Origin of the sequence: Bythopirellula goksoeyrii, assembly GCF_008065115.1 — a bacterium.
GTDB classification, from domain to species: Bacteria; Planctomycetota; Planctomycetia; order Pirellulales; family Lacipirellulaceae; genus Bythopirellula; species Bythopirellula goksoeyrii.
Genome location: NZ_CP042913.1, coordinates 1391786 through 1412847, shown reverse-complemented (window position 1 = coordinate 1412847; position 21062 = coordinate 1391786). Strand labels below are relative to the sequence as shown.

The window sequence follows — 21062 nt, the reverse complement described above, 5'->3', positions numbered from 1 at the left end:
TGAGGGGGTTGAGAAGAATCGTTTATGGGATTGGATGAAGAGTTTATGTCGTTCATAATGGCACCTCTATTCCTGAAGCGGCAAGTAGTGATCGCTTAGTAGCGACTTTGATCATTGCCAATTTGTAATCATTATCTGACATTGGATCGGCGCCTTCCACGGCTGCGTCTCCAGCGAGGGCGGCGAGCTCAGGGGTGACATCCTTGTCTCCTAGTACCTTCATTGCTGAGTGACTCAGCCAAGGAATGGGGGCAACTCCCCCTAAGCAAACTCGCCATTTCTTATCAATTCTCGCGACGCAACAGCTTACCAATGGCCAGTCAAAACTTTGCTTCTCACGAAATTCGATAGATGCACTATGAGACGGCCGTTTTGGCAAGATAACTTCTGAGATAATCTGACCTGGCCGAAGAAGGTTTTCTGAATACAGCATCTCGTGTGGCATCTTGAAGAAATCTACAACGGGATACCGTTGCTCGTGATTCTCCATTGAGTTCACTACAAGGAATGCATCCAAGGCAACAAGTGCCGGTGCTATGTTAGAAGGGTGTACGATGTGACACGGTCCTTCACCAAAAACTGCGTGATAGCGGTTTTCGCCTTCGACGGCAAAGCACGTGTAACCACCTTTTTTTAGGCAATCAAATTCTGAGTTGCGGAAGTACCAGCACCGAGGCCGCTGACAGAGATTTCCCCCAACAGTCGCACGCTCTCGTATCTGCGGAGTCGCCGCTTTAGCGGCCGAATGGTGAAATCCCCGGTACTCGCGAGCAAGCAAATCATGACGGGAAATATCTGCCAGTGTACAGCCACTTCCGATATGCACTCCATCATCTTCAACACGAATGTAGTTTAGCTCCGTAAGTCTCCCAATGGACAACACAGATTCTGGCGTGAGAATCTGCTCCTTCATCTGATCTAATAAATCGATTCCACCAGCAATCAGAGTCGACTTGCTTTCGGAATATTCGGCCAGAGCCGCGTCGAAGTTGTCAGCAATGGAGAGGCGAAATGGCAACACTATGACTTCTCCTTCTCAGCGAGCGCGCTAAGCACTTTATCAGGTGTAATGGGCAGTGAACGAACTTGCACACCTATTGCATTCGCTACGGCTGTTGCAATGGCACCGGCAGTTGGAATCACCGGAGGTTCCCCTACGGAATTAACTCCCACTTCTCTATCTGGTTTCCAGATGATGGGTACGATTTCCGGCACATCGAGCGGACCAGCAATCTTGTACATGTCCATGTTGGCGTTCACCATGGTGCCGGTATTACGATCGAGGATACGATTCTCAAACAAGCAGTAACTCAATCCTTGAATCACAGCTCCACTTACTTGATTTTCAATCGCAAGGCGATTGACCGGCAATCCCACACTTTGGATAGCCACAATCTTTTTTACTCGTACAATACCTGTTTCGACGTCTACATTCACCTCTGCAAACTGCACTGCTTCACTTTGCGTGGGATCTTTCCAGTAGGGACCACTTTCACTTGTCGAAACAGAGATTCGATCTTGATTCATCAATCGACATGCTTTGAGCCATGAGATCGAATTGTCCTGATGTTTAATGAAGCCGTCAGAGCATTCCAAATCAGAGAAACTCTGTATTCCCCATTCCTTGGCAACCAATTTAAAGATAGCGTTTCTGGCCATGTCAGAAGCTTGAAAAGCCCTTGGAGCCGTGAAGCGACTCGTAACCGATCCTCCACTGGCAGGACCCGGTGGATATTCTCCACGACCAACTTTGACGACTATCAATTCGTGTGGAACACCGATCTGTGATGCGAGAATGTCTCGCAATAAAGTCCGATACCCCATGCCTATGTCTTGAGCACCACTTAGTACTTCGATTGTCCCATCACGGTAGACATTGATTGCTATGGTGGCTTCGCCAGGACTGTTCCACCAATCTGCTACCCCAATTCCATATCCGCGTTTCATGGGACCATCCGTCGATCCAGCTGGCTGTCGATCTGACCAACCGATCAGTTCAGCTCCTGCGCGAAGCATTTTTTGACGCGTAGCATTCTTCTCGTTTTTGATTCGAAACTCGAGCGGATCGATTCCGACTTTTTCGGCCATAAGATCCATCATGAGTTCTATGGCGAACATTGCTTGAGGATGGCCCGGCGCCCGCATGGCAGTGGGATATCCACCGTTGAGAGTCACATCTTCGTGGGTCTTTGCAATCGTTCCAAACTGGTAGCGCGAGGGGTTTCTCACTCCACCGCCACCCCCTCCACCGTCTGAAGATTGGCCGCCCCCGGTAGGGCCAACGGATCCCCAAGTAGCTATTCGGCCGCCTCGAATACTGCCATCCAGCGAGAGACCAAGCTTCATGGACTGCAAACTTCCTGGGCGATTGCCGGTATCGATCTGCTCTTCTTTTCGGTTGCAAATCACTCGACACGGTCGGCCATATTTTAGGCTCATCTGTGACGCCAGCCGTCCTTCAACCCCTAAGCCAAACTTGCTTCCAAATCCGCCGCCTACGTATTCGCAATTTGACTGAACTTGATTCGCCTTGAGCCCAAGTTGTTGGGCAAGATCATCTCGAAATCCTATGTTACTCTGAGTTGATCCATAGCCCACTGCAGAGCTCCCTTTATGGTCGACAACAGCTCCGTGGGCTTCCAAGCAGCAGTGTGTCTGAACTTGAGTAGAGTAAACTGCCTCAACCACAAGCTCGCTGTGCTTGATGATCTCTGCCACTTCCCCATCATTTTCAGGAGGGTTTAAGGACTCCAGGGGAGTCATTTCCTTTTCTAAGCTGGTTCGCGGAGTTTGTTGATCAAATTTGAGATTGAGAGCCGCCATTGCCTCTTCGAGAGCCTGACGAGAATCAGCGCAAATATGCCCCAGGCGGTCACCATGATAACCGCCGCCGCTCTTCTTAATCTCAATCTCCAATACTCCAGGAACTGCCTTAGCTGCAGTAAGATCTGGAGTCCTCAACTGGACGCGTCCACCCGGAGACCGGATGTAGGCAGCCCACATCATTTGAGGCAGATAATAGTCGGTAGTGTACTTGGCTTTCCCCGTTACTTTTTCAAGGATGTCGGCTCGAGGGGCGTCATTTTCCAGTGCAACGCGATTGTCCAATTGAATAGCCATTAATTGCCTCCTTGAGCTGCTTGTTCAACTGCTGAGAGAATAGCTGAATAGGCTGCACAGCGGCAGATATTTCCACTCAGTCCACTCTTGATGTCTTCTTTGCTCAATTGAGGTTTTTCATTCAACAAGGCACGAGTGCGCATAACAAAACCAGGAATGCAATATCCACATTGACAAGCATCGTTTTCTACGAATGCTTTTTGCACTGGGTCAAGTTGATTATCTTTACTCAACCCTTCCACTGTAGTGATTGACTTTCCCTCGGCATCAAAAGCCAAAAGCATGCAACTGTTGACGCTTCGCCCATCGAGGAGTACCGTGCATGCACCGCAAGAACCTCGATCGCATACTTCTTTTGAACCCGTAAGATCGAGTGATTCTCGAAGCACATGAAGAAGAGTTGTATTGGGTGTGACATGTAGACTTTTCTTTACACCGTTTACTTCGAGCGTTAGAATTTGGCCTGATCCTGGGATTCGACGAATTCCCGAACCTTGGTCTTCGCTCTCAGATGCCCCCACGGCAGGATTGTCCTTGCCGAGGAGCAATGTCGATCCCGAGGCAGCCACGCCGGCCCCTTTAATGAACTCTCTGCGAGAGTAACCACTCTTGGAATCTTGCTTTCTATCCACCATGGATCAATTACTCCCTTCGATTTCCGGAGTTGCAATACTTATTTCAACACGATTTCATAGCTTTGGCGTAGGAACACTACTTATGTCAGAATTCTACGGGCGAGGGATTCTCAATTTGAAGGGCGCATCATCAGAGTTGACTACCAGTGGAGTAGAAGCGGCACTTGTATATTCTTTCGGAACGAAACGCTTAGAATCAAGGTCCTGGTAAAGAATTACTACTTTTTGTTCACCACGTACAAGACCTCCACCTGGACGGCTACTTGAAACGCGTGAGAACTTTCCCGTGGCGTCGGGAAAAGCTGCCCCTGAAGGAGGATACATTTCTCCGTTGATAGGTGGTTGGGTTGGTGCAAAAATCACTCTCAATCCACCTTCGGTTGGCAATGGAGTGCCATCCTCATAGGCCAAGTCACCTGAAGCTTGTACAAAATCGAAGGGTTCACTATTGCAACCTAAGCAAAAAACGAAGGCTCCCGTAAATAAGAAATGCTTGATGGAAAACTTGTGAGGCACCAGCAATTGGATACCAATGGCTTGTTTTTCGATCGCATTCATTATTAATTGACTTTATGCATAGTGGACTTAATGGCAAGATTGATTTTACGAAGTATCTGCTCCTCAAAATGCACTCTAGACCACCTATTCAATTGTTCCGAGCGAATTCTCGTCACCCGATATGTTCAAGTACTGCCAGACCCCACCCTCTTCTCTCAAACTTCGGTTGTAATCCGGGTTTTGAGTCCCAACTATTAATGGTGCTTCGATATAGTCGCTTATGAATCGAGTACTACCATCAGCCATCGTGGCATTAATTCCTCCGACGTGTCGACTTCTCGTGGCCGTTTGAGCGCTAGAAGAAGCTGATGCAAAGACGGTCATGCATTCTGCTTCCAATCGGGCTATACCGACGTCGGCCTGGATCTTGCCGGCTCCAAAAATATCATCAACACCTGTTTGGCATGTGTTCGGACCTCCCGTGAGATTGGTAGCATGGCGACATAAGACACTGGAACCACACCACCCCAAAGCCCAAGTTCCACGAGGATCGCTTTCGGATAACCCAACACGGATTTCTCCCAGCAACAGTGTATTTGATGTTCCATCAACAATTTGAGCAATTCTTAGACCCGTGTTGACCCCTGATATTCCTCTCCAAGATGGTTCTTCCCAATCCGTCTTGTACCGGGGTGCAAACCCCTGCATGGAATTGATTGCGTAGTTTCCTCTGGCCCAATCAAACCCGACAGGTGTCAAACCGTAATGGGTTTGGTGTCCATCGTCGCTAGGGCACATCATGATCTCAAGCTCTGTGCTACGCGGGACACGATTTAAGTCATCCTTGATATAGAGACTATTCCCCGACGGGTCTTTGAGGACAAAACTGTCATATAGAGATTGTTGCTCTAAGAAAGGCAAAAGTAGAATAGCCCAGTTTGGACGAAGTGCCGTGCCATTTCCTGTAGCATTGTTTTGAGTCCCGACTGGCAATTCATCACGTGGAAGAAGTGTAATTGCAGGTGGGAATGACTTGTGAGAGGAGTGATAGTTCAATAGCGCTAGTCCGATGTTCCGCAGATTATTCGCGCAATGCATCCGTCTGGCAGATTCACGTGCCGCTTGAACAGCTGGAAGCAATAGTGCGACCAGCACTCCAATAATAGCGATCACTACTAGGAGTTCCACGAGAGTAAAGCCAATAACTTGCCGTGAACAGCCACGACTAGCCATCCTTTGGAACAGATGTTGCCGGCCTATCTGACCGATTGGAGAACGACAGAACACTGGCACGACTGCGTGTTCGTATGAACGATCCGCCGATTGAATCCATTCGCACGAGACCTGCCCTGAAGAAGAACCACGCCTGGCTGCCTTGGATCGGCTACTCATGCCAACAGATTCATTTTTGAAACACAAACTGAGCAAATACTTCGCTTTTTCGAACATGGAATTGCTCCATTAGAAGAATAACTATCAGATAAAGATCAGGACTCCCTGCTAGGTGTCACAGCAGACATTTTTCCAGGCAAATTTTTGAACGATTTTGCCCGGCAATTAAGCCAATTCCGACTGAAAAGTTGACGATTTTTCGAATTTAGACTGAAAAAGATTAGTTACATGCAAAAGCTAAGTGCAACTACTTGCACTAGCGTATTCTAATGGCTATATTAGCTCATGTCCAGTCATTACTAAAAAGTTTTCTCCGTCAATAAACTAGCCGGAAATGCGGCACGATACGGGTTTAACTTTCCTCTTTTCACCACGCTTAAAATTGATGAAACTAGGCTCGAAGCATCGATCGCTCATTGAGCCGAGAGAATGTTTGTTCCTTGATAGGTACGATACGTAACTAGCCCAATCTGAACTACGAATGGTGCAAGAATGCCTCGATGTTCGGTGCCCCGTCTGAAAGACGTTGCCCAAGAAGCCAATGTATCTCTGAGCGCTGCTTCGCGTATTCTACGAGGCAAGGGAGATCGTTATGCTCTTGAAACACGCAACAGAGTCCTCCGTGCTTCGAAAGACATGGGGTGGCGTCAAAATCTTCTCGTAAGTGGCATCCAGAGTGGACAAACCAAAACAATAGGAGTGATGATACCCCCTTTTGATTCGTATTGGGTAGGCGTATTAGACGGTATCCATACGACGTTGGCTGATTCTGACTATCTTCCGATCACAGTTTGGCCCAGCGGCTGGCGGGAGTTGGGGGTGTTTGAATCTCAAAAAGAAGAAGGCTTTGAGTTAATAAGTCGCTTGTTGGATCGTCGAGTCGATGGACTAATACTCTGGCCAACGTATGCCGTGGCATACCGGGAACATTTTCGCGATCTCATCGAACGCGCGGTACCAGTTGGAGTGATAGATCATAGCACTTCTAATGGTGGGTTAACTGACGTTGTGGAAACAGACGATCAAAAGGGCGCAGCGGCAGTAGCTCAATATCTTATGAAACGAGGGCACCGCCGAATCGCATGCTTTTCAACCCGAGAAATCGAGGCCCAAACTTGGGCGATCAGGCGTAGAGAAGCGTTTGAGGCTAAGTGCGGAAAAAGAAAAACTGTACAGTGCCGTAGTTGGAAGATAGATCCTTCTGGTGACAATGCGTTGCAAGTTGCAATTGAACTTCTTTCAAGCGATTTTCGTCCCACTGCTGTATTTTGCGTGTCAGATCACGAAGCAAGGCTAATCTACACTGCTGCCTGCCAATTGGGACTCTCGATCCCGAAAGATATATCGGTAGTCGGCTTCAATAACCTAGATTTTGCTGAAAACCTTCATCCTCCGCTCACTACGATGCGACTAAATAGCGAAGAAATGGGCAAGGCAGTCGCTGAGATGATCCTCAAGAGGTTAAACGAGGACATGCAAAAGACTAGCGTCGTAACAATCGAAGCACAACTGGTAGAGCGTGATTCGGTTGCTGCTCCAAGCGAAGCGTCTTAACATTAAATCCAAATTGATTGCTAAGTCGAGCAATAAGTCTCTCGGTTGATTCTACCGCTATGAGCCAATGCAATCGTCATGCCGAGTAGTATCATTATCTCGCTGAGAGGTTCAGGTATCTCGATGGAGGAAGCAGTCAACAGCGTAGTTCCTCCAGCGTAAGCCGATTGCCAAGCCTCCAAATGGGTGTTGTCATACAATGTCCCATATCCACGTTGCCATTCCAAGAAGTCGCTTCCATCTACCAATCCGTCCGCGTTGAAATCAGGATTCGTTGCTGGTGGATCGGCAAGGTAGGAAAAATCATAACTTCCATTGGGCCCACCACTCAGAACTCTCCAAATTCCGTCTTGGTTGCTGAAGTAGTTATACGTGTCGCGAATAGCTTTGTTATTTGATGAGACGTTCCACTGATTTGGAGTGGACTCGTCCAGATTGAGTTCAAGTAAGCTCCCCCAGATCGTCCAAATCGCATAAGGACGCGCATCGATTTCAGAAACGCTTTGAGGGAACACACTGTCTCCCCACCGTGCAGGCATTTTGTTGGTTTCAGAAACAATTCGCGGCTTATCCAAGTATTCCATGTCGTTGTAGAACTCAGATGGAAAGTAAGGATTGCCTTCGTAGATATCCACTCCGACAATATCGACTTTGTCGTCGCCGGGATAATACTCCCATGGAGAACCTCCGTAAGTTCCATCCCACCCATACGTACTCCAACTAAAGAGCAGGTTGTCAAGTCCTCGTTCCTCGACAAGATATTCGTGCGTGAGATTCCATAGCGCCTTGAAGTCATCCGGATCTCGATTGCCCCACCAGAAAGGATGGACCAACTTATTCATCTCATGGTAGGGTCGGAACACAATTGGGATGTCATTGTTCTTAAACGTTTCCAATCGATCTGCTGCGAAGGACAGGTCTTGCATCAGCAATTGGTACTCAGGTGTGTTTCCCGTCTTATCAATCGTTCTCGCAAACCAGGCATCGTCGTGTTCGGGCTTGGGAAAAACATACTCGAAAGCCTTTCTAGGAGAACCAGGAACAGACATATGGAAACTGTATCCGATTATAGAATCACCACTTTCCCAAGCATTCGTAGCCAAAGTCATTCCTTGGTAAAGATAGGGCGCACTATACGATGAACTATAGTTGCCGGAACCAATGTCTAACTCCAAAAACCCGGGAAGCTTACCATTGGTAATTTGACCGACTCGGTCATAGTACTGGCCAACATAGGTTTCCTTGTGCGCTTGCACGTGCTGCCCCATGATGGTCTGTTTGATACCGTTGCGTGAATTATTCTCTAGCTGTGTGAGCAAGTCATATACATTCTGAGCCTGGGGAGAAGGGGTGATCCCAGCAGAATGCGAAGAGCTCAGTACATTGCTTACCTGAGCATGGGTGGTAGTTGTTTTGACGGCAATAAAAGCTAATGCAAACGCCAAACTCGTGGTTTGCAAAATCCGTGGCACCATGAATTGTCTATTGATCGAAAAGCGAGGCATTTTGCAATAATCCTTTGAATACTCGAAACAAGATCTTTTCGTGAACTAGTGTAGCAATTAGCTACAATAGTAAGGCTTTTCAAATCAACAAGACCGCCGCGACGTGTTGTGACACATCGCGACGGGCTGTTTTTCAGTCTAGAAGAACCTCAAGCACATCTCCGGCGGCTTACAAGAAGGACCCCAGATAACCCCAAAAATACCAGTGCCATGCTGGTAGGCTCTGGTACACCTTGAATATCGTCGATCCAAATCACGCCACTTCCAAAATCTGACCCAGTCAGAGCAATTCGAATCTGTGCAACGTCGTTCTCTTGCCCCACTGCACCTCCCGGTGTGAAATTGCTAAGGTCCAATACGCCCCGTGTCCAAGTAGTTACTTTCGTTTGACTTATTGGAAACTGGACCCGTCCGATTTCGCTTCCGAAACTGGTATAGAATCGAAAACCTAGTATCTCCTCGGAATTAGTGTCTTGGCCTAGGTACCAAAACTCAACTTCACTTAAGTTCGACCAGTCTTGAGAGGGAGAAATATTATGTCTCACCTGGCCGAAGAAGGGGTCGTTTCCCAAGTTGTAATCAATTCGCATCGATTGTGAGCCAGAATGGAATACCGCAGTATCCAGCGACGGAGGTACCGTAGCTGCTTGACTTGCTCCCGAAGGGAACCAAGCCGCGTCAAACGAGGCCTCATCAGCATAGCTTTCGAAGTCGTCTACAAGAATCGTCGCCCCCGCAGATGCTGCAAAGCTGCAAGAGGCAAGCATAGCAACTGCGAACCATTGGACTCGTAAAGATAAGCCTTCATTCATTAGTCAATCCTCCAAAGTTAGAAACGAAAAGACAGAAAGTTAGCAGGTTTACCACAGCGGTTACCTGAAGATCCTCTACTAAAAGTACTTGTACACTTAAGTCGGTGAAAACATGGGGTCCCCATAATTGGTTAATTGAATTGTGAAACCTCGCTACGAGACCACGAAACAATCTCGGGCCATGAGCTACAAGCTTTGCTCCTGCCTATCCCTGTTCACATTTCGATGTCGGCGCACCCCTGTTGCCCCTAATGCCAGAACTCCCAAGCTAAGAATTGCTGCGGTTGACGGCTCAGGTACGGCACCCACTGCGGCCGTCAAGGGGTTTGTTCCATACTGTTGCTGCCACAACTCCAGATCGCCGGGTGTTAAGCCATTTGTCGAGTTGCCGCGTTGCCACTCGAAGAAGTCATTGCCATCTACGTCACCATCACCATCATAGTCGGCCGAACCCGCAGAAACTCCGGTGTCGCCAGCTAAGATCGGAGTGTTGGGTATCGTTTCGTATGCCCAGTCGATTGCTGTTACCTGGTATGGGTTCCCGTTACGGGCATTCGCAGTGCCAGGAGGATGGTTTTCATTGGCAATTGCAATTCGAATCCAACCAAAATGGGGCTGACCGTCGATCGTTAGTTTGATGCCAGCAAATTCACCAGCAGACAAAGTTCCTGGGCTTCCTTCCCAGAGATGAAAATCAGTCTGCTCAGTTCCATAGGACCACTTGCGAAGCGAACGGTCGTCGTTGCCCGGTGTAGGAAGTTGATCAAAGAAAGTCAGTGATACTGGTGACGTCCCTCCTCCCGTCGTGCCTTCATTGAACTGAGCCCCAGACGGACCAATCGATACTCCATCCGGTACAGGGCTAGGTCGCATTCTTCCATTGGATAGTCGAGGTCGCCCGAGAGCCTGAAAATTGGGATCTGTAGGACCACAAGCCGAGTTACAATGATAGTAAATAGCTGGCGTCGACCCAAATGCAGCTATGCCGAGATAGCCATAAACGTTGAAAATACGTGCTGCTAATGCGAATCGTCCTACCTCGGAGCCCGCTGTATTTGTGATTGCAAAATTTCCAAATGCTCCATACGTGATTTGTGGTGGTCCAGGATAAAGAAAGGTTGCTGGATTCGGTCGTTCAACGGTGTTGTTTACGACCCCGCTATACCGGATTCCGGCCTCGGCTGCTGGGCTCATCGAAAGTGCTGCTCCTGCCGCAGCGGACATCGTGCAGGCAACTCCCAACTTCTCTCGCCATGCAGTGTCGGATAATGCCAGTTTCGCCTGATTCGCGTAGCTGTGTAAACGAACGTCAAATGCGCGACGCTCTCTTTTTGCTTGTTTTTGTTTCTTTTTCATTATTGAAGCACCTCACTATAAAAAGAGTTGATAAAAGAGGATCTCGTGGTAACTCGTGTAGTTTGTCTACATTTCAACTTTTCATTTCGCACAACGAATCTACTCGATGTCGATAGAGACGGGGATCCACAGCATGGACCATTGCCGTGGTGTCAAGCCTTCCTCCCAAGAAACGGTTTACTTCGTCAGCAACAATGTGTGGTTGTTCAACACATTGTCGATGATTTACAAGGAGTACTGGTATACGACTTCGCTTTAGCAGCTTTCCTAGTATTGATACCTGTTTGGCGTATGTGTTTTTCAACTGTTCATCAGAAAGGACGGCGCCATCCTTGCCAACTCGCTGCAACATTCTTCGCTGGGAGCTGATCACTTCGTCCAAATCGCGATCCATGAAAATCAAGCGATACCGCCCTTCCGGTAGGCTGGGAAGTAATTGAGCAATTACCTTGACGCACTTGCCGCGAGCTTTGCCAATCCAGGAAGTTTCACTTTGCAGACGCCTCACCGCCTCGTACTCAAAATATCCACGCGGATTGTCCTTGTCAGGCTTACGCTCTTCATCACTCAAAAGTTGCAAGCCCCCAGCACCCAACATTTGCATCATCATCGAGGTTCCTGAACGAGGTAGGCCTGAAACAACGGTAACGATATTGTTTAGATTGATGTCAGGTCTTAATGCCAAGCGATTCTCAATTACATGAGAAAACCCGTTAGTACTGCCGCCTGCCTTCTGCCCCGGGCATGCAATGCCAAAGACAGGTTTTGGCAGTACGTTGGGTCGATTTCGCAGTGAAGAAAAGTAACCACGTCTTGCTAGCTTTCGATGTTCCTTTGCTTTCGGAGTATTGCCGAGAGATTTTTCTTCAATTAGAGCCAGACGCCGATGGGCTTCCGCAAAATTCGGATTGATAGTGACGGCCATTTCAAAGGCTTGAACCGCTCGCTTAACTTTTCCCAAACGATGTAAGGCGATACCCAAAAGATAATGAGCAAATGCGTAGTGATGGAGAATACCAACTGCATTAATCGCAGCATTCGCAGCTTCTTGGTTCATGCGTCGACCCAAGTAGCTCCTGGCTAAGCCAGCGAACGCATATGCGTTCTCATCGTCCATTTGCAATGCTCTGAGAAAACTTTGCTCGGCGTCTGCCCATTTCTTCAATTGCAGATAAGCCTCTCCAATTTGAATTGGAAGCCATGGACGAAGTGGTTCGGCCTGTTCTGCCCGACGGAAAAACTCAAGAGCGGTCTCAATATGACCTTTAGCCAGCTCTACATATCCCTCAAGGTAGTCAAAGGAATAGGGATTGCTCCTGACAGCTGCAACCAACTTGTGGATTTTTTGCTTCTCTTCATCGTTCGCCAGCTCAATTACTTTCTTCAGCGGCAAACTTTCGGGAGTGTCTTCATTCAAACACCCCTCTCTGCTCGGCTGGTCATCTTTCTTTTTAAGAGAAGCTATAAAGTCATTGAGCGCAGACCAATCCTCGTTGGACTTCACATCGCCATTGGTCTCGGTGGAAACGGGATCCGCAAGCTGAGTAGAAGATTCAAGTGTCTCCGCTGGAGGGGACTCGCTAGATTCCGCATTCTTCTCAGAATGTTCAGTGAAAACTCGCTGAACCACAATCTGAACTTGATCAACAAGTTTTATAACAGACTGCTTCGAAAGCTCAGCACTTGCCTGCTTCATCTTTTCCACAAGAAGCTCTAACTTGTCGATGTCATCTAAAGCTTGATAGCAAAGTGCCATTCGCAACATGAAACGATTGTCATTCGGAGATTCCGAGTGCAAAACTTCTAGTATCTCGATTGCGTCTTGGTGTAGATCTGCGTCCATGTAGGACTGAGCTAGATTATATTTCAGTTCGCGAAGAACTTGTTGGATTGCGTCCTGCACGTCTTCGGCAGGTTTTTCGATGTAGCCTAACTCGACTAATTGTTCGATGGCCTGCTGAGATTCTTGTGGGTTCAGTGTTGCTTCGCTAGGGTGCTGGCCAGTATCCCCTGGGATATCCTCCCAGCTAGGAATTCGCTCGATATCTATTTGCGATTTGAAGGCCTGGAACAATGGAATTCCATCCATATCGTCCGCGATTGGTAGTCCAGCAACAGCAAGCAAAGTGGGACAAATGTCGAGTAAAGTAGCTCCGTAGATGCGTTCATCCCTTTTGATGTCGGGACCAGCCATGACCAGGATTCCTAGATCACGGTGTTCCGCCGCCGGAGCTGCCGGTTCGGAGGGTATCTGCTGCAAACGCAAGTGGTCAGGATGAAATCCGTGGTCCGAAAGCAATACAATCGTGGTTTCTGGACCTACGAGACTCAGCCAGGTTGCAAGCATCATGTCGTGGTATCGATAGGCCGCCTCTACAACATTCGAATAAAGCCGAAAGTCGGTATCACTCACATGTTCCTGCTGGGGTGGATGATACTTCATGAACCCATGGCAGAAGTGATCAATGGCATCGTAATAGACAGCCATGTAATCCCACAGCTCGGTCTGTGCCAAATGAGTAGCTACTGCGTGCACTGTCGTGCATTCGCTTAGCATCTTCGCACAAACTCCCATGCGACTATCCACCTCTTGGTCAACTTCATCCGCATGTGGAATAAACGGTCGGATCTGATTCTCGTGAAGTTCAGTAGGATGAAAACGCAGTTCGGCAAGCGTATTCATCAGGTGACGCGGGTGAACCGAACCAGGGCGTAATGGCCAAGGCTCACTCGGATCATGAGAAGCAACCATTTGAAAAAGATTAGACACCATGGTGCCCCGGATTGGCTCGGCAGGGTTACTCGGCCACCAGCCTACTACGTTGCCTGTCATGCCGCTCTGATTGAAAATATTCCAAAAAGCTTTCGCCTTACGTGAAAGATTGGAAATGGGTTGAATTCCCCCTCCGTCGGCCGTCGGCTCGGCAAAGCCGTGAATGCCATGTTTAAAAGCCCGCTTGCCGGTCGCAATAGAAGTCCACAGCATTGGTGAAAGCATTGGACGAATTGTCGCTAAGTTGCCCATCACGCCGCGATTAATCAACGACTCGAGTGCCGGCATTTTCCCAGCTTCGAGCAGTGGATTAATCACTCGCCAGTCGGCAGCATCCCAACCGATGAGGAGGATACGCCTATGCTTTTGTCCATTGGACATATATCACCTATCACCAATAGGAATAGGATTGTTCAAAAAAGAGAAAATAATGCGAATAGTACTAAAGACTAGGATTGAAAACCGTAACGTCTATGAAATCCCTGCTGTTTGGAATTTATCTGGCCAAACAGCCTTTCACTGGCAGCCAATTCCCTTGCTCTGAAAAGTATGCAAACGATCGGAAACCAATAGACGGACTTTTTGCCCCTTCTTTTCAAGGACAGTGGGAGTTTCCCACTGTGCGAAAATCGAGGCTTACTCAACTCTCTAGGTCTCAATATAGCCAAAAGTTACGCGATTGCAAATACTTGCACAAAGTTTTTTGGTTTTTCTTGACGTCTCTGGCATTTATGTATTTTTCCCGTGCAAAGCCCGTTCTCCTCTTTATCAGGGTTGTAGATTCTGACTCCCGGAGGGCACTGACATGGTGTGTTTAGGCCCTTTTTTTGATTTCGAGATGAAATCCGCGCCCATTCTGATAGTTAGTTTGGCCTTGTTGTTGATTTCGTTGACAAGGAATATCGTTCTCGCGTCTGCTTAGGAAAACTAGCGAGTCACAGCGCGCCCCCCAAAAGTAGAAAAGAACTTCAGTAGTTCCCAATACTACATGCTTCAGTAGTTTTCTGTAAGTCTTTGATAGGCTTCATATTCGATGCCTTGCTTGCGGTCGGCTCCGAGGTGCTTTCCAACGACTTGGCTGATCCAGAGTAGCATTTCTCGGAAGCGGAGTAACTTTAGGAATAGTTGCGGTTGGTCGCTCCATTTTCCTTTGGCCATCTTGAAATGCAGCCAGACCCAAACGTTTCGCAGCACCAAGGCGATGCCAACAAAAAGCAGCCGCAAGGCGGGGTCCCGGGTACAGGTCTTGATCCGCGCTTCGTTCATCTGGCGATAGCTGGTCTCGATGCCAAAGCGAGTGCGGTAGGTTTCGCGAATCTCTTTGGGGGTCAGGCGAACTTTCCAAACCGCGTACATCAGCTTCTTGGTGCGACGCTTGCCGGACTTCTTGTGCGTATACCTCTTGCTGGCAACGCAGGGAAATTCAAAAGAAATTCAAAAGGGTCGGGAGTGGCTCTGTAGAAAACCTCAACAAGCACAAGAATCATGATGTTGTGGGTGAGTGCGATCAATCTTAGGTCTCGACATTGGCTCCAATATTTGTGCCCACGTACGTGGGATCCCTGCCTTCTCTTGATCATCGACATCACGGTCTCGACTTGCACCCGATTTCGATAGATTTCTCGATCAAAGCGGGTTTGCATTAAGCGACGGTAGTGACCTCTGGCTGGCTTTTTAGTCGGCCTGCCATGCTTGGGAGGGATGACCGTACGGATGCCGTGTCCATCGCGGGCGAATTGGTGATTGGGCTCCGAATCGTAACCGGCGTCGGCAGTCATCAGAGAGAGCCGCACTCGTTTCAAGGCATCAGCAACTAGCGGACGGAACTCGTCTATGTCAGGTCGTGGTCCGCGACCAGCTTGGAATGCCAGGATGAAGTGATTGCTGGTGTCACAAACAATGCCCAACTTGGGATAGTTGTGATAAACCACGGTTTTCCAGGGACTTTCGACTTTTTTGCGACGGCGAACGAAGTAGGCGCTTGCTGTTCCGCATTGCAATCCAGTGGAATCAATCGCCGCCGAACTTACCCGCTTCCGTCGCCCCATTTGTTGTCGGACGGTGGCGTCCATCAGACGTTTGGCTTTGTCAGCCGCCAAGAGTCGACGCGACGCCTTTTGAAGTGTCGTAAAGTGAGGAATCCTGGTTAATTCTAGTAACTCCACCAGATTCGAATGATCGACTAAATGGTCAACCACGCCTCGATAGTCGGTCTTAAGGAAGTTCTTCAGAACAAGGCAGGCAAACAGCTGATGCTGGGTGAATGTCTTGGGGCTACAAATGTGAGAATAGGCAGGCAGCCCACGACGCGCAGTAGCAAGCGCGGCCAACACGACTTGAATCGGAGACTTACTGGTAACTGACATGCACTCTATACGAGTGCCGCCTGCGTCAATGTTTAGCTAGCACGGGATGTTTTCTACAGAGCCGTCGGGAGTCTTTTTGCGAAAGGACGGTCGACCTTTACAGATCCATGCCACGAAGGGCTTGTTTGGCGAGTTGTTTTTCCTCGGCTTGTTCCATTTCAAGGAGGCTCTCGAACACATCCTGTAGCCAAGCTGGTTCAGCTCGTTGGGCCAGATCTTGGTAGACTGCGATGACCTGATCATCAAGCTTCAGAGCGAGTTCTACGAGATCGTCAAACGATGCCTTCGACTGAGACGTTGCCTGCAGTTCCTGACATTGAATCAAATGCGTACTACTTTCGCTCGACTGCACCCAAGTGTTGAGCACCTTCGCCGACACATCCGCCTCGGTTTGCGTGATCGCATCCTCAAGACGTGCTTCGTGCTCGCTCAGATAATCAAGCAGCATGGAAGCTCGTTGTTCTTCGCAATCCTTGGCAAGCCGGGAATACATTTCTTTCGCACAACGGTGGAAGCTCCGCGTATTGTCCAGCACTGATTTCACTTGTTCGGATGCCATGAGAATTCTCCTGTACAGAATGAGCAGCGAGCCTGGTGGCACTCGATAAGCCGTTGCCCGATGCCTCCATCTGCAACCAGCCTGTAGGCACCAACCGCTACCTTTCAGTCAATTCGTGACATGCGGCGGTAGAATTCGTCTTCGAGGGCGTCGAAGTCTCTGCCGAAATGCTTGGTAAAGTCCGCTAGCCGAGTCCGTTTGTCGTCAACGGAAAGCACCGGTTTTGCGGCGAGATGTTTCATGTAGGCCACATATTCGTCGGTGTGCCAGGTGATCAAGAAGTAGGTCCAGGCCCAAGCCTCGGCGTAGGCGTCGACTGCCATGCGAGGATTGCGGAATCGCTCGTCACTCACAATCAAGGCCCGCAGGGGGGCTACCCGATCATTGTTGGCATTGTTGCGGTAGCGGTCCCAGCGATCGTAGTTTACTTTGCCGATGCCGCTCCAACTACGATTGCTGCCGAGGTCGGGAGTCTCATGAAACATGGCCAATCCCTCGCCGAGCCAGACGGGATTGGCTCCAAACCTGGTTTGCATTCCACAATTGAAGGCGATTTGGTGCGTTGCTTCATGGACAATGGTGGCGACCAAGGGGGCGGCCTCAGGCTCGGAGAGCATCGCCGTGATGTCGTGCGACGATCCACGCCTCGTGTCCTCACGTCGCAGGGCCTGCATGCCGGTCAGATCGTACATGGCGATGCGATTCGTCTTGAGACTATAATATCCAATCGCCGAACCTGCGGCGGGCCCGAGTTCTTTCTTGGCATACTGAATGTAGGATGCCTTATTGCCGAAGATGACGACGGCCAATGGATGCTCCGGCTGCTCAACCTCGCAGCCTTGTTTTTTCCAGTAGGCCAGGAACCCTCGCTGAAGCCGTTCCAATAGCGAACTACACCAAGTGGCATACTTGATTGTCGTGTTGTAAACCACGACGTAGTGTTTCGACTGGTACACTTGGAAGCCGGGACCCATTTCAGCAAGCAGCCGTTCGGCCATGCCATCCTTGTCGAGCCGCTCAAGAGGTCTCGCGTCACTTTCACGGCTGCGAATCATGTTCGCCATGATCGTATGGAAGGCACCTTCATCGGTTTCGAGCAAGAGGCTCCCCGCAGAATCTTCCAGCACCACTTCGCCGATAAGCTGCTGGGGCTCACCCTTTTGATCGAGGAGGACCGTTTCGACGGCCGTCGCGGGAAGCTGCGGCAGAGCGAGGCAAACTGCCAACAAAGTGTAAATTGCCGAGAGGCCTTTGTCCTGCATAACTAACATACCTGTTGAACGATCAGAAACAGTTTGCCGAGCGATCTCAATCCTGTCGGACCGCAACGCGGTCCGGGAATCCCGGAGGGCGTGGCCCTCCGGCTGGGCTATCTCTATTGTAACCCCGAAATGCGCTGAAGGTTGCGTTTTCTCGGATTCCGTGTGAGGTGTTGCCTCACGGTTATTACCAGCGGAGACCGAATTTCTCACCGCCACTAGGTCCGCCGATGCCTCCCTTGAGATTTTTGTCCGACTCTTTTTCTCGGCGTTTTACCGATTCTGGGGCAGGGTGTTCGCTTTCGCGGGATTCCTGCGGTGCCTTTTCAGGGGGCGGGAGCAACGCCTTGAGCGACAGTCCGATTCGCTGGGCATCACGGTCAAATGAAACCACTTTCACTTCGACCTCCTGGCCTTCGCTCACCACGTCGCTAGAGCGATTAACCCGGCCGTGACCCATCTCAGAAATGTGAATCAGGCCTTCCACGCCGGGATCAAGTCGCACAAACGCACCAAACTGCATGAGCTTGGTCACAGATCCTTTGACACGCGCGCCAACGGGAAATTTCTGTTCAGCGCTGTCCCAGGGATTGTCACCCAGTTCACGGTAGCCAAGCGAAATCTTGCCACTTTCGGCGTTGATTTTCTCAACGCGGACTTTGACATTTTGCCCCACGGCAAGCACATCCTTGGGATGACTCACGCGGTCCCAACTGAGCTGGCTCACGTGAATGAGACCATCGACACCACCTAAGTCAACAAAAGCGCCAAAATCTTGCAGACTGCGGACGACTCCCTCACGGAGATCGCCGGCAGAGATCTCGGCAAGCAATTTTTCTTTTTGTTCCTTGCGTTCGCGTTCCATCAGCGCCCGATGGCTGAGCACTAGATTGCCGCGACCGCGGTTCGCTTCAGTGATAACACAAGTAAGCTTCTGGCCGACGTACTCCTCGGCATTCTCAATGCGATAGATCGAGATTTGGCCCATGGGTATGAATCCGCGAATGCCGGCAAGCATGCACTCAAGCCCTCCCTTGTTCGCACCGGTAATCGTGACGTCGACGACCTGGCCTTCGGCCACATCTTCCCAATTGCCGACTTGGACCGCGGCGGTGGGAAGTGAAACGTCATACAAACCCTGCTCGGCATCGAATCGGGTGACCACAACTTCTACCTGCGTTCCAATTTCGGGAGGCGCCGTCTTCTCGAACTGCTTCAAAGGAAGCAGACCTTGATTGCGACCTCCCAGATCGACGAAGATATCGTCGCGATGGATGCTGGTTACTTTGCCAGTGATTTTTGTGTCGACAGGCAACTCGGCACCAGTCACCGCGGTGGCACTTCCCTCGATCAAATTGTCGAGTGATTCCCCCCCTAACGCAGCAGCTAATTCAGCTTCCAATTCTGGAGTTAAGGCATCGCGGATATTCGGAGGCGGGTAGTTGCTTTTCTTCGGTGCTGCTTCGGTTGCCGTACCGGGATTCATCGGCTTCGCCTTGGGAGCTTCCTCGCCAGAGGTCGCGCGCTGAGTACCAATTTGAATTCGTTCGCTGGGTCGGGCCTGCTCAGGGTCGCTCGATTGCGCCTGCTCCGCTGGAGGTTCGACTGCGGGGCCAGTATCGATATCGGTTGGCTGCGGGGACTGCGAGACAGATGCAGTTGGCTCTTGAGTTGGCAATGGCTGAGCAACAGATTCACTCGCTGATTGTTCCTGAACGCTCTCGGCAGCTTCAATCGAGGATTCATTCCCCTGGGTTGCATCGACACCGTTGTCAGATGCGTGGTTCGACTCCGGCAACGCGCGCGTGGAATCAGTAGAATCGGTAGGCGTGGTCATGTTCTCAAAATCCTGGAATACAGAAGAGCCAAAATCAGTTGCTTGGCGCAAGGTGCAAGTTTAACAGCCAACTCCACGCCTATGCAACTATTTTTGGCGGATTGGTGAGTATCCTGTGGCATTCAGGTTCACATTGGGGAAAGAAATTGACAGCACAACTCATGGACTCGTTGCCTGGGCTTCAGTCACTTCTGCAGTATATTTCGCCAAACGCTCTCGAACCCCTGAAATCAGGCGTGCCGCATTCTCAGCATAAACCTTTCTCAGCACCTCGTCAGGTAGATCGAGGCCGTAAATATTCCACATTCCCTGGGGCGGATATTGGTCCTCAGCGTAGGGAAAATATTCGTCGTGGGTCTCCAGAAGTCGCCAATGGGGGTTGAGCCTCCTCGCGGATCGAGGTCCATCTGTGCCGAACAGAATTCGGTCGGCATATTTGATGAAAAATGCCCTCGCCGTAACGGGCTGACGTCCAATCTCTGCTAATCGAGCGGAGAGATCCGCATATAAGTTGGGGTACTTATCAAGCCAATTACCTAACTCCCCGAGGTTCTCAGGAATATTGACCATGTGGGCCCCGATGAAATCAGTCTGCGGATGCCGCTTGACGACGTTCAAGAATTGCTTGAGCAGTTCCGCATGGGTAGGAAACTCTTCGCCAGCAAAGCTCCAATTTGGATGTCGTTGGAGTTCTTCCCAGCGTTCATTGAATCGATCGGTCGGCTCAAAAAATGCCACAGGGTCGGCAGTGTGGATCAACACAGGAAAACCTAACTCACCACAAGCTTGCCAAATTGGATCCCAGCGCGGGTCGTCCACCGCAATCAGTGATCCATCGGGATTCTGGTATTTGAGACCTAGCATCTTAAAAACTTTCAGGCCTGAGGCACCCTGCTCTTTCGCTTCGGCGAGTGCGAGGGCCATCCGATGCCCAAAATCAGGTCGGTGGCAATCCCAGGTCGCAGGTTCTTCTTTTTTTCCTTTCCCTTGCCAATCAATGTTGGCAAAGATGACAAACCGGTCGCGATACTTGGTCCACAAGAATTTTTTGTGCTCGGCCAGTCGCTCTCCCAAACCCCCATCAAGACTCACACCGACGGCGATGTTTTGGTGATTCATCAGCCGCACGAATTCCGCAAGTGCCTCGGGGGTCTGATGCAGCTTGTAGCGGCAATGCACATGAATATCTACCGCAGGAAACTTGGCGCGTTGCGGATGATGCTCTGGAACGACCAGTTGGGATCTTGGCATGAACTGATCGAGTGCGAGCGGACGGCCGTCCTTGCCGTCGAGTGGTTCTTCAGCAATGACAACACTTGCTATTAGAGCTGAAAGAAATAATGGAAGAAGGGTTTCTCGCAGAGACGAGGAGGCGCAGAGGAAAGCGTTACATCCT

The 21062-nt window shown here is 49.9% G+C and carries 15 protein-coding genes and 1 pseudogene; 1 reads left to right on the top strand and 15 read right to left on the bottom strand.

The features are described from left to right. Nucleotides 1-52: 52 nt before the first annotated feature. The 5 genes from Pr1d_RS05665 to Pr1d_RS05645 all read right to left on the bottom strand — a co-directional run bounded on the left by Pr1d_RS05665 (nucleotide 53) and on the right by Pr1d_RS05645 (nucleotide 5645). Entirely contained in the window at nucleotides 53-1021 is a 969-nt protein-coding gene (locus Pr1d_RS05665) for an FAD binding domain-containing protein (RefSeq protein ID WP_148072623.1), read from the bottom strand. Continuing rightward, the gene (locus Pr1d_RS05660) at nucleotides 1021-3120 is read right to left on the bottom strand and encodes a xanthine dehydrogenase family protein molybdopterin-binding subunit (RefSeq protein ID WP_148072622.1); all 2100 of its coding nucleotides are present in this window, start codon (nucleotides 3118-3120) and stop codon (nucleotides 1021-1023) included. The genes Pr1d_RS05665 and Pr1d_RS05660 overlap by 1 nt, the downstream gene beginning before the upstream one ends. After that, complete coding sequence (locus Pr1d_RS05655) at nucleotides 3120-3755, bottom strand: (2Fe-2S)-binding protein (protein ID WP_148072621.1); 636 nt, start codon at nucleotides 3753-3755, stop codon at nucleotides 3120-3122. Before Pr1d_RS05655 ends, Pr1d_RS05660 begins: the two co-directional genes overlap by 1 nt. Nucleotides 3756-3848: 93 nt before the next feature. After that, a complete protein-coding gene (locus Pr1d_RS05650) occupies nucleotides 3849-4313 on the bottom strand; it encodes a hypothetical protein (RefSeq protein ID WP_148072620.1) in 465 nt (154 codons plus the stop codon). An 84-nt stretch (nucleotides 4314-4397) separates the two neighbouring features. Continuing rightward, the gene (locus tag Pr1d_RS05645; RefSeq protein ID WP_168205070.1) at nucleotides 4398-5645 is read right to left on the bottom strand and encodes a DUF1559 domain-containing protein; all 1248 of its coding nucleotides are present in this window, start codon (nucleotides 5643-5645) and stop codon (nucleotides 4398-4400) included. Between the two features lie 492 nt (nucleotides 5646-6137). Between Pr1d_RS05645 and Pr1d_RS05640 the strand changes: the two genes are divergently transcribed. Then, entirely contained in the window at nucleotides 6138-7199 is a 1062-nt protein-coding gene (locus Pr1d_RS05640; protein WP_148072618.1) for a LacI family DNA-binding transcriptional regulator, read from the top strand. 20 nt (nucleotides 7200-7219) lie between these two features. On the opposite strand, the gene Pr1d_RS05635 is transcribed toward Pr1d_RS05640, so the two are convergent. The 10 genes and pseudogenes from Pr1d_RS05635 to Pr1d_RS05590 form a co-directional block, all read right to left on the bottom strand. Further along, nucleotides 7220-8704, bottom strand: a complete 1485-nt coding sequence (locus Pr1d_RS05635) for a glycoside hydrolase family 26 protein (protein WP_210417895.1) — start codon at nucleotides 8702-8704, stop codon at nucleotides 7220-7222. Between the two features lie 149 nt (nucleotides 8705-8853). After that, nucleotides 8854-9516 carry a carbohydrate binding domain-containing protein gene (locus tag Pr1d_RS05630; RefSeq protein WP_148072617.1) on the bottom strand — a complete coding sequence of 221 codons (663 nt, stop codon included), beginning with the start codon at nucleotides 9514-9516 and terminating at the stop codon, nucleotides 8854-8856. A 186-nt stretch (nucleotides 9517-9702) separates the two neighbouring features. Further along, nucleotides 9703-10872: a PEP-CTERM sorting domain-containing protein gene (locus tag Pr1d_RS05625; protein WP_148072616.1), complete on the bottom strand. Its 1170-nt coding sequence runs from the start codon at nucleotides 10870-10872 to the stop codon at nucleotides 9703-9705. Nucleotides 10873-10945: 73 nt separating this feature from the next. Beyond that, the gene (locus Pr1d_RS05620) at nucleotides 10946-14026 is read right to left on the bottom strand and encodes an alkaline phosphatase family protein (protein ID WP_148072615.1); all 3081 of its coding nucleotides are present in this window, start codon (nucleotides 14024-14026) and stop codon (nucleotides 10946-10948) included. A gap of 612 nt (nucleotides 14027-14638) precedes the next feature. Then, a pseudogene (locus tag Pr1d_RS05615) lies at nucleotides 14639-15061 on the bottom strand (ISH3 family transposase); the annotation flags it as partial. Continuing rightward, nucleotides 15001-15693 carry a transposase gene (locus Pr1d_RS05610; protein ID WP_449241582.1) on the bottom strand — a complete coding sequence of 231 codons (693 nt, stop codon included), beginning with the start codon at nucleotides 15691-15693 and terminating at the stop codon, nucleotides 15001-15003. The pseudogene Pr1d_RS05615 and the gene Pr1d_RS05610, both read right to left, overlap by 61 nt. A gap of 415 nt (nucleotides 15694-16108) precedes the next feature. Beyond that, nucleotides 16109-16570 (bottom strand): hypothetical protein, encoded by a 462-nt coding sequence (locus tag Pr1d_RS05605; RefSeq protein ID WP_148072612.1) that lies wholly within the window; start codon nucleotides 16568-16570, stop codon nucleotides 16109-16111. Between the two features lie 104 nt (nucleotides 16571-16674). Beyond that, nucleotides 16675-17832 carry a DUF1570 domain-containing protein gene (locus Pr1d_RS05600; RefSeq protein WP_168205069.1) on the bottom strand — a complete coding sequence of 386 codons (1158 nt, stop codon included), beginning with the start codon at nucleotides 17830-17832 and terminating at the stop codon, nucleotides 16675-16677. A gap of 184 nt (nucleotides 17833-18016) precedes the next feature. Further along, on the bottom strand, nucleotides 18017-19666 hold the full coding sequence (locus tag Pr1d_RS05595; RefSeq protein ID WP_148072610.1) for a 30S ribosomal protein S1: 1650 nt from the start codon (nucleotides 19664-19666) through the stop codon (nucleotides 18017-18019). Nucleotides 19667-19825: 159 nt separating this feature from the next. Further along, a complete protein-coding gene (locus tag Pr1d_RS05590) occupies nucleotides 19826-20917 on the bottom strand; it encodes an amidohydrolase family protein (RefSeq protein WP_238476644.1) in 1092 nt (363 codons plus the stop codon). Between the last annotated feature and the right edge of the window lie 145 nt (nucleotides 20918-21062).

Bases quoted from the DNA above. Each gene is read 5' to 3' on its own strand.
- Pr1d_RS05660 (WP_148072622.1), bottom strand. From the start codon at position 3,120: ATGGCTATTCAATTGGACAATCGCGTTGCACTGGAAAATGACGCCCCT.
- Pr1d_RS05655 (WP_148072621.1), bottom strand. From the start codon at position 3,755: ATGGTGGATAGAAAGCAAGATTCCAAGAGTGGTTACTCTCGCAGAGAG.
- Pr1d_RS05650 (WP_148072620.1), bottom strand. From the start codon at position 4,313: ATGAATGCGATCGAAAAACAAGCCATTGGTATCCAATTGCTGGTGCCT.
- Pr1d_RS05645 (WP_168205070.1), bottom strand. From the start codon at position 5,645: ATGAGTAGCCGATCCAAGGCAGCCAGGCGTGGTTCTTCTTCAGGGCAG.
- Pr1d_RS05640 (WP_148072618.1), top strand. From the start codon at position 6,138: ATGCCTCGATGTTCGGTGCCCCGTCTGAAAGACGTTGCCCAAGAAGCC.
- Pr1d_RS05635 (WP_210417895.1), bottom strand. From the start codon at position 8,704: ATGCCTCGCTTTTCGATCAATAGACAATTCATGGTGCCACGGATTTTG.
- Pr1d_RS05630 (WP_148072617.1), bottom strand. From the start codon at position 9,516: ATGAATGAAGGCTTATCTTTACGAGTCCAATGGTTCGCAGTTGCTATG.
- Pr1d_RS05625 (WP_148072616.1), bottom strand. From the start codon at position 10,872: ATGAAAAAGAAACAAAAACAAGCAAAAAGAGAGCGTCGCGCATTTGAC.
- Pr1d_RS05620 (WP_148072615.1), bottom strand. From the start codon at position 14,026: ATGTCCAATGGACAAAAGCATAGGCGTATCCTCCTCATCGGTTGGGAT.
- Pr1d_RS05610 (WP_449241582.1), bottom strand. From the start codon at position 15,693: ATGGGGCGACGGAAGCGGGTAAGTTCGGCGGCGATTGATTCCACTGGA.
- Pr1d_RS05605 (WP_148072612.1), bottom strand. From the start codon at position 16,570: ATGGCATCCGAACAAGTGAAATCAGTGCTGGACAATACGCGGAGCTTC.
- Pr1d_RS05600 (WP_168205069.1), bottom strand. From the start codon at position 17,832: ATGCAGGACAAAGGCCTCTCGGCAATTTACACTTTGTTGGCAGTTTGC.
- Pr1d_RS05595 (WP_148072610.1), bottom strand. From the start codon at position 19,666: ATGACCACGCCTACCGATTCTACTGATTCCACGCGCGCGTTGCCGGAG.
- Pr1d_RS05590 (WP_238476644.1), bottom strand. From the start codon at position 20,917: ATGCCAAGATCCCAACTGGTCGTTCCAGAGCATCATCCGCAACGCGCC.